We start from the raw sequence: 12,816 nt of genomic DNA on the forward strand, positions 1-12,816 counted from the left end.
ACTGGCACTCAGGTCCGTTTGGGTTTATTCATAGCGGCGGCTATGATACTTGGCTATGTCAAGAAAACTGAAAAAAGGCTATTTTGTGCGCGGCGAGTTTGTGGCCGAGGGCAGCGAGCGCGATATTGAGCTCAAAGCCGAGCTCAAAGGCACCGACGATCTGAGTCGCACCGACCTCAAGCGCGAAAGCACCGAGCTGCAAAAACTCGGTGAAGCGCTGCTGACCCTGCGGACCGATCTGTTGGCGCGTCTGCCCCTGAGCGACAAGTTCCGCGATGCCGTGGCCGACGCCAAACGCATCACCAACTTCGAGGGCAAACGCCGCCAGATGCAATACATCGGCAAGATGATGCGCAAGCTCGAACCAGCCGAGGTGGACGCGGTGCGCGCCGCCCTGGACGAACAGGCCAATGGCTCAGCCGCCGAAAATCTGGCGCTGCACCAGGCCGAGTTGTGGCGCGACCGCCTGATCTCTCAAGACGATGCCGCAGGCCAGTGGATCGAGCAGTACCCGACCACCGACACCCAGCAATTGCGCGCCCTGATCCGCCAGGCCCGCAAAGACGCGGTGCCCGAAAAACCCGGTGCTGCCGTGCGTCATGGCCGCGCTTACCGCGAGATTTTCCAGCTGGTGCGTGAGGCCCTGGGCGCCATCCCCGATCCGGACGCCGATACCCCACCCTTCAGCGTCAGCAACGAAGCATCGTGAGCACGGGCTCGCCCTACCCACCGGTCAAGATCGGCATCGTGTCCATCAGCGACCGGGCCAGCAGCGGTGTTTACGAAGACAAAGGCCTGCCAGCCCTGCAAAGCTGGCTGGCACACGCCCTCAAAAACCCGCTGCAGTTTGAGCCACGCCTGATCCCGGACGAGCAAGCCGTGATTGAGGCCACGCTGATTGGTCTGGTGGAAGCCGGTTGCGCCCTGGTGCTGACCACCGGCGGCACCGGCCCCGCCCTGCGCGATGTGACACCTGAGGCCACGCTGGCAGTGGGACACAAGGAAATGCCCGGTTTTGGTGAACAGATGCGCCAGATCAGCCTGGCCTTTGTGCCCACCGCGATCCTGTCGCGCCAGGTGGCCGTGATCCGGGATCAGTCGCTCATCATCAACCTGCCGGGTCAACCCAAGGCGATTGCCGAAACGCTGGAAGGCCTCAAAGACGCCGACGGCAAACAGCGGGTGCCCGGCATTTTTGCCGCTGTACCCTACTGCATTGACCTGATTGGCGGGCCCTACCTAGAAACAGATGCAGCGGTGTGCCAGGCTTTTCGACCCAAGGCGGCCATCCGAACGTTTACATAAGAAATATGCCTCTGGAACTTATTGGATAAGGGCGAGTAGCTCCTATAACCATAGTAGTTGAAATGCTGTCACAACCCATCAACTCACCGCACCATCATGCCGATCTACCGCTGCAACAAGTGTGGATTCATTGCTGAAACCGTCCCGCTGCTGCCTGACAGCAAAATCCCTTGCGCACGCTGCGCCCACCCCAGCAGTGTGTATGACACGGTTTTTTTCGCCGAGAAGCTGGTTGAAAAGTACTTTGCTGCCTTGCGCGAGATCGAGGCGCTGAAGGCGGCTGACCAGCCCGCAGCACCCGCCAACCCCATTGCAAGCAGCCCGGCACCGTCTGCCATCCCGCCCGCCGTGCCTTTGGATCAGCTCAACATACACAACACCAGCCAACTGGCCACCACCGAGCAACATCTGCCGCTCCAACAGTGGTTTGCCGCCCGCCAGATCGAGGCCCGGTTTGACCATGCAGCCGTTGATACCACCGGCTTTTTTGACGACGCCGCGCGTGCTCTGAGTGACAACTTTGCACTGTATGGTGAACTGCTCAATCGCATCCGCTGGGCCTACCGCAACAGCCACAGCAACGTCAATCTGGAACTGGCCAACCTGAGCCAGAAGGACGCCCAGGCGCTCAACAACCTGTGCCGCCAGTTTCACAGCCACTCGTTGTTTGCCACTTACCGTTACCAGAAAGTCGAAAAAATCGTCCGCCTGGGCTTGCAGACCGCTCCCACGGTGCGGCAGTTTTTTGAGGGCGGCTGGCTGGAGTGGTTTGCCTTGATCACGCTGCTTGAGCAGCTCAAAATCAAGAACCGTGTCTTTTCATGTGCTCGGGGTGTGAAAGTGGTGTTTGCGAACGACGACCTGCATGAGATCGACGTGATGGCACTGGTCAACGGCCAAACACCGATCTACATCGAATGCAAAACCGGTGAGTTCCGCCGCGAGATCGACAAGTTTCTGCGGCTCAAAAAGCGCCTTGGCATTCCGCACCAGCAATTCATCATCTGTGCCAGCGACCTCAGTGATGAGCAGGCCACCGGGCTGTCGGCGATGTATGAGCTGACGTTTGTCAACCTGAAGATGCTGGCTGACAAACTGCAAGCGGTTCTTTGAACCTAATACGTCAAATTGCCCTCTAGCCCTCGCTTATAAAGGGCTAGCAGCTATGAATACTGCAGCTACTTACCCACCAGCTGGGTGAGTTTGTCGGCCTCAAAATGCTCAGCCAGCGTGGCGTCACCGGGCACACAGTTGGTCTTGTCGCGGCTGGCCTGCAAGGTGTCGATGGCTTTCCACAACATCGCAATCTGGTGCTCGTGGCTTGACGCGTTGTCAATCAGGCCCCGCATGGCCTGGCTCAGCGGGTCGTCGCTTTGGGTGACACCGTAGGCAGAAAAACCCATCTTGGACGCGGCCTCTTCGCGTTTGACATCGAGCTCGGCTTGGATGATGCGCGCTGGGTTACCCACTGCCGTGGCACCAGCGGGCACCGGCTTGGTCACCACCGCATTCGACCCGACCTTGGCGCCGTCACCCACGGTGAAGCCCCCGAGCACCTGCGCACCCGCGCCCACCACCACACCACGCCCCAGCGTCGGGTGGCGTTTGGCCCCCTTGTAGAGCGAGGTACCACCCAACGTCACACCCTGGTAGATGGTGCAGTCGTCACCAATTTCGGCGGTTTCCCCCACCACCACACCCATGGCATGGTCAAAAAACACGCGGTCACCAATGGTGGCGCCGGGGTGGATTTCGATTCCGGTCAAAAAGCGGGTGATGTGGGAGACAAAACGCCCCAGCCATTTCAAACCATGCGTCCAGCAGGCATGGGCCAGCCGGTGCAGGATGACCGCATGCAAGCCGGGGTAACAGGTCAACACCTCCCAGGTGCTGCGCGCAGCCGGGTCACGTTCAAGAATGCACTGGATATCGGATCGGATTCGGGACAACATGGTTTGAGTCTAGTGGGATTCAGGCAAGGGCGTGGACGGCGCGGCCTTGAGCATCATTTTGGCCATGCCACGCAGGATGTGGATTTCTTCCTGGGTGACACCGGCACGGTTGAACAGCTGGTTCAGCCGGGGCATGAGTTTTTTGGGGGCCTGCGGGTCGAGGAAATCAATCGCCACCAAGGCCTGCTCCAAATGCGCCAGCATGCCTGCCACCTGCGCGGCGTCGGCCAAGCTGGGTGCCACAGTGGCCGATTGCACCGGGTAACCACCCAAGGCCTCGCGCCAGTCATAAGCAATCACCTGCAAGGCGGCGGCCAGGTTGAGCGAGCCAAACTGCGGGTTGCTCGGGATGCTCAGGCACACATGGCAGCGGTAGACATCTTCGTTGGCCATGCCAAAACGCTCCGAGCCAAACAGGAAAGCTACCCCAGAGCTGGATGCTTTTTCAGCCTCCAGCCCTTGCTCCGATTGGGCTAGCAGCTCCTGTTTCAAGAGCGACTGGAAATGCTCACGTGGCCGCACCGTAGGTGGACCGAAGTCGCGCGGGGTCATGGCGGTGGCACACAGGTGGCTCATGCCGTCCAGCGCCTCATCGAGCGTGTCCACAATGCGGCAGTTTTTGAGCACATCGGTGGCGCCACTGGCGCGCTGGATGGTTTCCTCGCGGCGCAGCACATTGGCCCAGCGTGGCGCCACCAGCACCAGATCGTCAAAACCCATGGTTTTCATGGCGCGCGCGGCGGCGCCGACATTGCCGGCATGGCTGGTGTTGATCAGGATGAATCGGGTCTTCATGGTGGGCCGTTAAAATAGACCGATTGTCGCTGCCCCACGAGGGTGCTGCGCCACTCCACAACTCACCATGCAGACTTGCCAAAGAGCCCGCATGGTCACTACCGAGCCACCATGAACTCTCCGAATCTGCACCCAATGATCAATGTGGCGGTGAAAGCCGCCCGCGCTGCCGGGGCCATCATCAACCGCGCCGCGCTCGACGTGGAATCCGTGCGGGTCTCGCAAAAACAGGTCAACGACTTTGTCACCGAGGTCGACCAGGCCTCCGAACAGATGATCATCGAAACTCTGCTGGGCGCGTACCCGGGCCATGGCATCTGGGCTGAAGAGTCCGGCCGTGAACACGGCGCGCGTGATTCCGAGTTTGTCTGGATCATCGACCCGCTGGACGGCACCACCAACTTCATCCACGGCCTGCCGGTTTACTGCGTGAGCATCGCGCTGGCGGTGCGTGGCAAGGTGGAACAAGCCGTCATTTACGACCCCAGCCGCAACGATCTGTTCACCGCCACCAAGGGCCGCGGCTCTTACATGAACAACCGCCGCATCCGGGTCGCCAAACGCAACCGGCTGCAAGAGTGCCTGATCTCCACCGGTTTCCCCTACCGCCCCGGTGATGACCTGCCCAGTTACCTGCGCATGCTGGGTGACATCATGCAACGCACCGCCGGTGTGCGCCGCCCCGGTGCCGCCGCCCTGGACCTGGCCTATGTGGCCGCAGGCTTCACCGACGGCTTTTTCGAAAAAGGCCTGCAACCCTGGGACGTGGCCGCTGGTTCGCTGCTGGTCACCGAGGCGGGTGGTCTGGTGGGCAACCTGTCGGGCGACTCGGACTTCATGGAACAACACGAATGCCTGGCAGCCAACCCGCGCATCTACGGCCAGATGGTTGGCCTGCTGGGCAAATACAGCAAGTTCGCCGGGGCCGGTGACAAGGCAGGTGTACGCGCTGCGGTGGCAGAAATGGCAGTCGCCAGCGCCGAAGAAACGCTGCCAAGCAAGCCCACAGACGAAGCAGACGCTGATTTTTGACACCCGCCGGGCTGCAAAAGCCGCATATGTCAACCCAGATTGACATATGATGTCGAGTTGAGACAGAAGCAGATCAGAGTTTCTTTTTTGGACATCTCATGGCACTCACTTTCCCTTTTGCAGCAATCGTCGGACAAGAAGAAATGCGGCTGGCCATCCAGATGCTGGCCGTCGACCCCACCATCGGTGGTGTACTGGTCTTGGGTGACCGAGGCACCGGCAAATCCACCGCCGTGCGGGCACTGGCGGACCTGTTGCCCCCCATCAAGGTGGTCAAAGACTGCGCCTACGGCTGCGACCCGGCGGGAAGTTCGCTGTGTGAAGCCTGCCAGACCCAGGTCGATCACAAGTTAAAAACCGAGACGCGTGCGGTGCCGGTGGTCGACCTGCCGCTGGGAGCCACCGAAGACCGTGTGGTCGGTGCGCTGGACCTGGAGAAGGCCCTGTCGCAAGGCATCAAGAAGTTTGCCCCAGGCCTGCTGGCCCAAGCCAACCGTGGCTTTTTGTACATCGACGAAGTCAATCTGCTCGAAGACCACATTGTTGACCTGTTGATCGACGTGGCCGCCTCCGGTGAAAACCTGGTGGAACGTGAAGGCCTGAGCGTGCGGCACCCCGCGCGTTTTGTGCTGGTTGGCAGTGGCAACCCCGAAGAAGGTGAATTGCGGCCCCAACTGCTGGACCGCTTTGGCCTGTCGGTCGAGGTGCGCACACCACAAGACCTGGACCTGCGGGTGCAGGTGGTGCGCCGCCGTGACGCGTTTGAGCGCAACCCGCAAGCCTTTCGCGCCGAATGGGAAGCCGCCAACACCAAGCTGCGCCAGCGCATTGTGCGCGCCAAAAAACTCATCCAGAACCTGGAGGTGTCGGACGAGCTGCTGCTCTTGTGCGCCACGTTGTGCCACAAACTTGGCACCGACGGCTTGCGCGCCGAGTTGACGCTGCTGCGGGCCACACGCGCCTACGCCGCACTGCAAGGTGACAAAGTGGCCGAACGCAGCCACTTGCGCGCCATCGCACCACTGGCCCTGCGCCACCGTTTGCGCCGCAACCCGCTCGATGACACCGGCTCCGGTGCACGTGTGCAGCGTGCCATGGAAGAGGTGCTGCCTGCATGAACACCCCGGGCCTGTCACAAGCTGACCAGGCTTGGCAGGATGCACAGCTGGCGCTGATGGCGCTGCAGGTGGACCCGGTGCGCCTGGGTGGCATCTGGTTACGCGCCGCCCACGGCCCGGTGCGAGACAACTGGCTGCAACTGCTCAAGGCCTCGTCACTCAAAACTTTCCGGGTGCCTGGACAGGTCGATGATGAACGGCTGCTGGGGGGCCTGGATTTGGCGGCCACCTTGCAAACTGGCCAGGTGGTTCACCAGCCCGGCCTGCTGGCACAAGCCCATGGTGGCGTGATTGTGCTGCCCATGGCCGAGCGCCTGCCCTCCAAGGTCAGTGCCCACATTGCCCAGGCGCAGGACAAGGGCCAGGTGCATGCGACCCACGCGCACATCACCAGCCCGGCACAGTTTTCGGTGATTGCGCTGGACGAATCCGAAGAAGACGAAGCCTGTGCAGCACAAGGACTGACCGAACGGCTGGGCCTGTGGCTGGATTTGCGTGATGTCTCCATGACGCAAAGCAACAACACGCTGGAAGCGCTGGGGCAATCTGAACTGCAGGAAGCCATCGCGCTGCTGCAGCAGATGCAAACCAGCCACGAACAGGTAGAAGCGCTGTGCCAGACCGCACTCGCGCTAGGCGTGGACAGCTTGCGCCCGCCCCTCATGGCGCTGCGCCTGGCCTGCGTCTGTGCGGCTTTGGAAGGCCGTGATGCGGTGGAGCAAAGCGATCTGCAGCTGGCGGCCCGACTGGTGCTGGGACCACGTGCCACCCGCATGCCCGCCCAACCTCAGGACGAGGAACAAGAGCCACCACCACCCGAAGAGCCGGAAGAACCGCCGCCGGAGCAGGAGCCCGACAGCGAGCCGCCTGAACCGCCACCAGAGGACGAGCAGGAGCCCGAACCACCTGAAGCGCTGGAAGATGTGTTGCTCGCCGCTGCATTGGCCAGCTTGCCACCCAAGCTGCTGGACCGCCTGCTCATGGGCAAAGCCAGCACCAAGGCAGCGCACGGGCTGGGCAACAGCGGCCAGGCCAAGACCAGCAAGCTGCGCGGTCGGCCACTGACACCGCGACCCGGCAAACCCAGTGCGGGTGCACGGCTGCACGTGCTGGCCACGCTGGTGAACGCAGCACCCAAACAACGCCTGCGGCAGAACAACCCGGGCTCCGGGCGTGTGGTCATTCGCAGCGACGACTTCCATGTGCAACGTTACGCCCAACAGACCCCGTCCTGCCTGATTTTTGCGCTCGATGCCTCCGGCTCGGCCGCACAACACCGGCTTGCCGAGGCCAAAGGTGCGGTGGAACTGCTGCTGGAACAGTCTTATGCCCGGCGCGACAGTGTCTGTGTGATTGGTTTTCGGCTCGCCACTGCCCAGGTGCTGTTACCCCCGACACGGTCGCTGGTGCGCGCCAAACGTGCGCTGGGTGGCCTGCCCGGTGGTGGCGGTACACCGCTGGCCAGTGGCATCCAGGCGGCTTTGTTGCAGGCGCAAATGCTGCACCGCGCTGGTTCCACCCCGATGCTAGTGATCCTGAGCGACGGTCGCGCCAATGTCAGTCTGGCCGGCACCGGTGGCCGAGCGCAGGCGCGGGAAGATGCCCAAACCCTGGCGCAGCATTGGCGCCTGACGGGTTACCCCTCTCTGTGGATCGACACTGCGCCACAACCCGAACCACAGGCCCAGAACCTGGCCAATCTGATGGGCGCCAACTATTTCCCGATGCCCTATGTCCATGCGCAACGTATGGCGTCGGTGGTGCAAGACCTGAGTGCGCAGGTGCGCAGAGCCTGAATGGCCCTCTGGGACACGTTCTACCCGCCCATGGACTGGGAGGCCAACCGCAAGAGCTGGCCACACACTTCGCACAGCCGTTTTGTCACAGTTCATGGTCAGGTCTGGCATGTGCAGACCTTTGGCCATGGCCCGGTGCTGCTGCTGTTGCATGGCACCGGTGCATCGACACACTCCTGGCGCGACCTGGTGCTGAGCCTGGCTAAACACCATACCGTGATCTGCCCGGATCTGCCCGGGCATGCGTTCAGCTACTGGAACACCAAGAAAAGCAATTCGCTCGACCACATGACCGCGAGTCTGGCGGAGTTGCTGGCCCATTTGAAGCTGTGGCCAAGTGCCATCGTCGGGCACTCGGCGGGTGCGGCCGTGGGAGCGCAACTCATCCTCAAACATGGCAAAGGGCCAACCCCCGCGCTGATCGGCCTGAACCCGGCTTGGTTACCTTTGACCGGTTTGGCCAGTTGGCTGTTTCCGCCAACCGCCAAATTGCTGGCCCTCAACCCTTTGTCAGGGGTGCTTTTTGCCAAGCAGGCAGCCAAACCAGCGGTGGTGCGTAATTTGTTGCAAAGCACCGGCTCGCATTTGGACGAGGAGGCACTGAGTTATTACCAAAGACTGTTGCAAACACCATCACATGTCAGGGGTGTCTTGGCCATGATGGCCGCCTGGCGACTGAACCGGCTCGCGCAACAGTTGCCGCAACTGACTGGCCCGGTGTTCATGCTGTTGGGAGCGAACGACCGGACCATCCCGGCAAGCCTAGCCGCTGAAACCATGAACCTTTTGCCAAAGACCACCAGCCGGACCCTGGCTGGCCTGGGTCACCTGGCCCACGAGGAAGAGCCAACTGTCGTGAGCGAACAGATACTGGAGTGGGTTAAGCAAACGGCCCGTTGAGCGCAATGGTGGTCCAGTTCAAGACACCTGCGGCACTCACCCACGTCAGGTAAGGCAAGATCAAGATGGATGCCCAGCGTGATTCACGCCACAAGAACCACACCAGTGAAAACACCGAGAGCCACAAGGCGACCCACTCGACCATGGCCCAGTCAGGCCGATGCAGGCCAAAGTAGAGTGCGCTCCACGATATATTGACCAGGGCATTGACCACAAACAAGCCCAGCACAAAACGCTTGCGCGCCTTGGTCGGGGCTGCGGTCCAAGCCAATGAGCCGCTGAACACCAGCAAAAAAAAGATCACCGACCAGATCACCCCAAAAGCGGCGTCCGGTGGTTTCCAGGATGGTTGCTTCAGTGAGAAATACCACGGGCCCAGATCGGTGAGCCAGGAGCCAATGCTGGCTGTGCCAAAGCTGACAACAAAAGCAATGAACAGGGTTTGCCACCCTCCAAAACGCTTCATACGCGGGCGAAACCCAACAGATGTGCCAGGTCTTTGAAAAAGATACGGATATGGGCCATGGGTTTTTTGCGAACCAGTTTTTTGTTCATGTAGGACTCGAAGGTCAAGCGCTGCACATCGGGGTCTTCACAGACTTTGACAAAACGTTCACGGCGTTTGTCGTTCTGATACCAGAAATGTTGCAGCAAGCCAAGAATCCAGAAGACCCGGCCATGTTCTTTGAGGAATTGTTTGCGCGCCAGTTTCAAACAGGCGGCATCACCGGTCTTGAGCGCCTGTTGGACCGCTTCCGCCACCATGCGCCCACAGGCCATGGCGTAATAAATGCCTTCACCCGAGGCGGGTGCCACCACCCCGGCGGCGTCACCGGTGAGCACGATGTCGCGGCCATTTTCCCAGCGTGGCAAGGGTTTGAGCGGAATCGGAGCCCCCTCACGACGCAGTGTTTCGACCTCGCTGAGGCCAGCGATTTCGCGCAATTTGCCCACCGAACCACGCAGTGAAAAACCTTTGTCAGCGCTGCCCGTGCCCACACTCATGGTGTCACCATGGGGAAACACCCAGCCGTAAAAATCGGGAGAAATCGGCCCCTGGTAATAAACATCACAACGTTCGGGATCATGGGTCGGATCCAGCACCGGCGCACGAACGATCTCGTGGTAGGCAAAGACGTATTTGGTCCGGTCTGCACCTTCGATGTGCTGGCGAGCGATTTCCGATCGCGCTCCGTCGGCCGCCACCACCATGCGGGCACGCACGCTGTCGGGCTCACCCAGGCCTTGCGCGGTCACCGGGTTGAAATGCACGCGAGCGACACCGTCGGCATCGCGGGTGATCCTGTCACACAAGGCTCGCAGGCGCGTGGCACCGTGAGACTGCGCACGCTCCCGCAACCACTCATCAAAGCTGTCGCGGTTGACCATGGCGACAAACCCGTTTTCGATGTGAATGTCCACCTGCTTGTTCTTGGGCGAGATCATGCGTGCACATCGCACCTTGGCCACCAGCAGATGGTCTGGGATGTCAAAGTCTTTGATCAGCCGTGGCGGAATGGCGCCGCCACAGGGTTTGGTACGACCTTGCCGATCCATCAACAGCACCGACCAACCTTGTCTCGCCAAATCATCTGCTGCCGTTGCACCCGAAGGCCCTCCGCCAACGACCACCACATCGTATTGGCTTGTATTCATGACTGCACCCTTTGCAATTCCGTTGAAAAATAAGCTGGGGTCTGCTCAGCCACGACACCATTGCGATTCACCAAAATAGCGCACCACGCTGACAACGCAAACATCACAGCCTCAAAACCAAAAACCGATGAGTAGGCCAGCCCACTGGAGGCCATCAGCCAATGTGCCATGTCGCTCGCGGCGGTGCCCAGAAGGCCACCCAGCCCAAAAGCAATCGCTTGGGCAGCGCCCCACAAGCCCATGCGTGTACCCTCATTGCCATGGGCACCCTGGGTAGACAAACGCATCATGGTGGTAATGGCAGCAATGGAAAACGCGCCATTGGCAACACCCAGCAAAACAATATTGGCCTTGAGAGGCCAGCTTTGCCCCTGGACACCCGCCGTTGCCAAACCCAACATGGCCACCGCTGAGAGCACACACCCCCAAACCATCCAGCTGTGGACACTGCCCAGGCGGCCTTTGACACGCTCCCAACCCACCAAGGCCACCCACAACATGCCCGCCAAGACCGCACCATGCTGGAACCCAGCCAACTGCGTGGTCTGTCCGGGTGTCATACCAAACACATCACCGGCAAAAGGCTCAAGAATCAAATCCTGCGCGCTGTAGGCCAACATGGACAAAAACACAAAGATGGTGAAAGTTCTGGCCTGGGGCTCACGCCACACCTGAACAAGTGTTTCCTTGAACTGGCGGGCGGAGCGTTCACCCGACGCAGCATTGGCAGGAGCGGTATCGGTACCTTCGGCGACCTTTCCTTCGAGCCCCCACAAACTCAATGCGGCCACAGCGACCACCAGCACAGCCAGACCGGCAGTCACACGAATGAGTTGTTCAGGCGTGTAGGGATCAATCAGTTTGCCTACTGTGATCGCTGTCATCGCAAAGCCAAAAATCATCATCATCCAGACCAGGGTGGCAGCGGGAGCGCGCCGACTGTCGGGCACACGCTTGGCCATCAGAACCAGCAAGGAGGTGCCGCATGCACTCACGCCCAGACCAATCATGGAGAAGGCAACAACACACAGGGCCAAGCCCAGACCAAACGCAGTTTGCATCAGCACCGTGGCCACCGACGCCAACACCCCGCCCAGGGCGAGCACGATCACACCTCCCAGCATCCATGGTGTACAGCGTCGCCCCTGGTCGGCGCCAAACCCCATGCGAGGCCGCACCATCTGCACCAGGTAGTGCAGCGCTACCAAAATCCCTGGCAACAGCGCCGGCAACGCCAGTTCAACCACCATGATCCGGTTGAGTGTGGATGTTGTAACCACCACCACGGCACCCATACAGGCTTGCACCAAACCCAGCCGTGCCACATCCAGCCAACCAAACACACGTGTTGAACTCATGCTGACACCTGATGAAGAAAGTGCAGCGCCCAAGCACTGACCATCATGCCGGATACATACAGTGGCACGCCAAATGCGCTGAGCATCAAAGCCTTTTCAATCGGCTGACGTACAAAAGACAGCATCAGAGGGAGTTGCGCCAGCACAAGCACCAAGACACCTGCAGCGTGCCAAGGTTGCGACCAAAACAGCAATAAACCCACCACCGCCAGTTGCGGAACAAGCATGATGGCGCAGGCAGCCTGGGCGGCGCCCAATGGGCCGAGTTGCACGGGCAATGAGCGCACGCCCATCTGCTTGTCGCCTTCAATGGCCTTGAAATCATTGAGCGTCATGATGCCATGTGCACCCACGCTGTACAGCAAGGCCAAAATCAGCGAGTCGACGTGTGGCAACGCCCCACCCAACATCACGGCGCCACCTGTGACCCAGGCCAAGCCTTCATAACTCAAAGCACAGGCGGTATTGCCCCACCAGCCATTGAGTTTCAAACGAAAAGGAGGTGCGCTGTAAGCCCAGGCCAGCGCCAAACCCAAAGTACAGGCCCAAAACCCCCAAACACCCAAACCCCAGGCCCAGATCAGTGACAAAAAAGTCCATAAAACAGCCACATAAAGGCCCCAATGCCCTGGCATACGCCCCGAAGGAATGGGGCGATTGGGTTCATTGATGGCATCCACATGGCGGTCAAACCAATCATTGACAGCCTGACTGCTGGCGCAAACCAGCGGCCCGGTCAAGACCAACCCTAGGAAAATCAGGACCCAGTTTGCGCTGAAGCTTTGTGCGGAGGCCACAACACCACACGAAAAAGCCCACATAGGCGGGAACCAAGTAATCGGTTTGAGCAGTTCTGCGACTGTGGAAAGCGAAGGTCGGGCCATCTCTGGATTTTCACCCAGAC

At 60.4% G+C, this 12,816-nt stretch carries 13 protein-coding genes; 7 read left to right on the plus strand and 6 right to left on the minus strand.

Annotation, left to right across the window (positions count from 1 at the left end):
* The first annotated feature begins 55 nt into the window (after positions 1–55).
* From yjgA to FDG13_RS18965, 3 genes are all read left to right on the plus strand, one after another.
* A complete protein-coding gene (gene yjgA, locus FDG13_RS18955; protein WP_180132229.1) occupies positions 56–709 on the plus strand; it encodes a ribosome biogenesis factor YjgA in 654 nt (217 codons plus the stop codon).
* Positions 706–1,305: a molybdopterin adenylyltransferase gene (gene mog / locus FDG13_RS18960; protein WP_180132230.1), complete on the plus strand. Its 600-nt coding sequence runs from the start codon at positions 706–708 to the stop codon at positions 1,303–1,305. Before yjgA ends, mog begins: the two co-directional genes overlap by 4 nt.
* Positions 1,306–1,401: 96 nt before the next feature.
* The gene (locus FDG13_RS18965) at positions 1,402–2,418 is read left to right on the plus strand and encodes a hypothetical protein (protein ID WP_180132231.1); all 1,017 of its coding nucleotides are present in this window, start codon (positions 1,402–1,404) and stop codon (positions 2,416–2,418) included.
* Positions 2,419–2,483: 65 nt separating this feature from the next.
* On the opposite strand, the gene cysE is transcribed toward FDG13_RS18965, so the two are convergent.
* Both cysE and FDG13_RS18975 read right to left on the minus strand, forming a co-directional pair.
* Positions 2,484–3,257: a serine O-acetyltransferase gene (cysE, locus tag FDG13_RS18970; protein WP_180132232.1), complete on the minus strand. Its 774-nt coding sequence runs from the start codon at positions 3,255–3,257 to the stop codon at positions 2,484–2,486.
* Positions 3,258–3,266: 9 nt separating this feature from the next.
* Complete coding sequence (locus FDG13_RS18975) at positions 3,267–4,052, minus strand: RNA methyltransferase (protein ID WP_180132233.1); 786 nt, start codon at positions 4,050–4,052, stop codon at positions 3,267–3,269.
* A gap of 111 nt (positions 4,053–4,163) precedes the next feature.
* On the opposite strand from FDG13_RS18975, the gene FDG13_RS18980 reads away from it, so the two are divergent.
* The 4 genes from FDG13_RS18980 to bchO all read left to right on the plus strand — a co-directional run bounded on the left by FDG13_RS18980 (position 4,164) and on the right by bchO (position 8,898).
* The gene (locus FDG13_RS18980; RefSeq protein ID WP_180132234.1) at positions 4,164–5,084 is read left to right on the plus strand and encodes an inositol monophosphatase family protein; all 921 of its coding nucleotides are present in this window, start codon (positions 4,164–4,166) and stop codon (positions 5,082–5,084) included.
* Between the two features lie 98 nt (positions 5,085–5,182).
* Positions 5,183–6,202 carry a magnesium chelatase ATPase subunit I gene (gene bchI / locus FDG13_RS18985; RefSeq protein ID WP_180132235.1) on the plus strand — a complete coding sequence of 340 codons (1,020 nt, stop codon included), beginning with the start codon at positions 5,183–5,185 and terminating at the stop codon, positions 6,200–6,202.
* Positions 6,199–7,998 (plus strand): magnesium chelatase subunit D, encoded by a 1,800-nt coding sequence (locus FDG13_RS18990; RefSeq protein WP_180132236.1) that lies wholly within the window; start codon positions 6,199–6,201, stop codon positions 7,996–7,998. The genes bchI and FDG13_RS18990 overlap by 4 nt, the downstream gene beginning before the upstream one ends.
* Entirely contained in the window at positions 7,999–8,898 is a 900-nt protein-coding gene (gene bchO, locus FDG13_RS18995; RefSeq protein ID WP_180132237.1) for an alpha/beta fold hydrolase BchO, read from the plus strand. It abuts the gene before it with no gap.
* Here bchO and FDG13_RS19000 read toward each other — a convergent pair.
* The 4 genes from FDG13_RS19000 to chlG are packed head-to-tail and all read right to left on the minus strand — an operon-like array spanning position 8,879 to position 12,796.
* Positions 8,879–9,364 carry a TspO/MBR family protein gene (locus FDG13_RS19000; protein WP_180132238.1) on the minus strand — a complete coding sequence of 162 codons (486 nt, stop codon included), beginning with the start codon at positions 9,362–9,364 and terminating at the stop codon, positions 8,879–8,881. The two genes, bchO and FDG13_RS19000, sit on opposite strands and share 20 nt — an antisense overlap.
* Positions 9,361–10,554 carry a geranylgeranyl diphosphate reductase gene (locus FDG13_RS19005; protein ID WP_180132239.1) on the minus strand — a complete coding sequence of 398 codons (1,194 nt, stop codon included), beginning with the start codon at positions 10,552–10,554 and terminating at the stop codon, positions 9,361–9,363. The genes FDG13_RS19000 and FDG13_RS19005 overlap by 4 nt, the downstream gene beginning before the upstream one ends.
* Positions 10,551–11,912 carry a BCD family MFS transporter gene (locus tag FDG13_RS19010; protein ID WP_180132240.1) on the minus strand — a complete coding sequence of 454 codons (1,362 nt, stop codon included), beginning with the start codon at positions 11,910–11,912 and terminating at the stop codon, positions 10,551–10,553. Before FDG13_RS19010 ends, FDG13_RS19005 begins: the two co-directional genes overlap by 4 nt.
* Positions 11,909–12,796 (minus strand): chlorophyll synthase ChlG, encoded by an 888-nt coding sequence (chlG, locus tag FDG13_RS19015; RefSeq protein ID WP_180132241.1) that lies wholly within the window; start codon positions 12,794–12,796, stop codon positions 11,909–11,911. The genes FDG13_RS19010 and chlG overlap by 4 nt, the downstream gene beginning before the upstream one ends.
* Positions 12,797–12,816: the final 20 nt, after the last annotated feature.

Origin of the sequence: Rhodoferax sp. BLA1 (assembly GCF_013416775.1) — a bacterium.
Lineage (GTDB): Bacteria > Pseudomonadota > Gammaproteobacteria > Burkholderiales > Burkholderiaceae_C > Rhodoferax.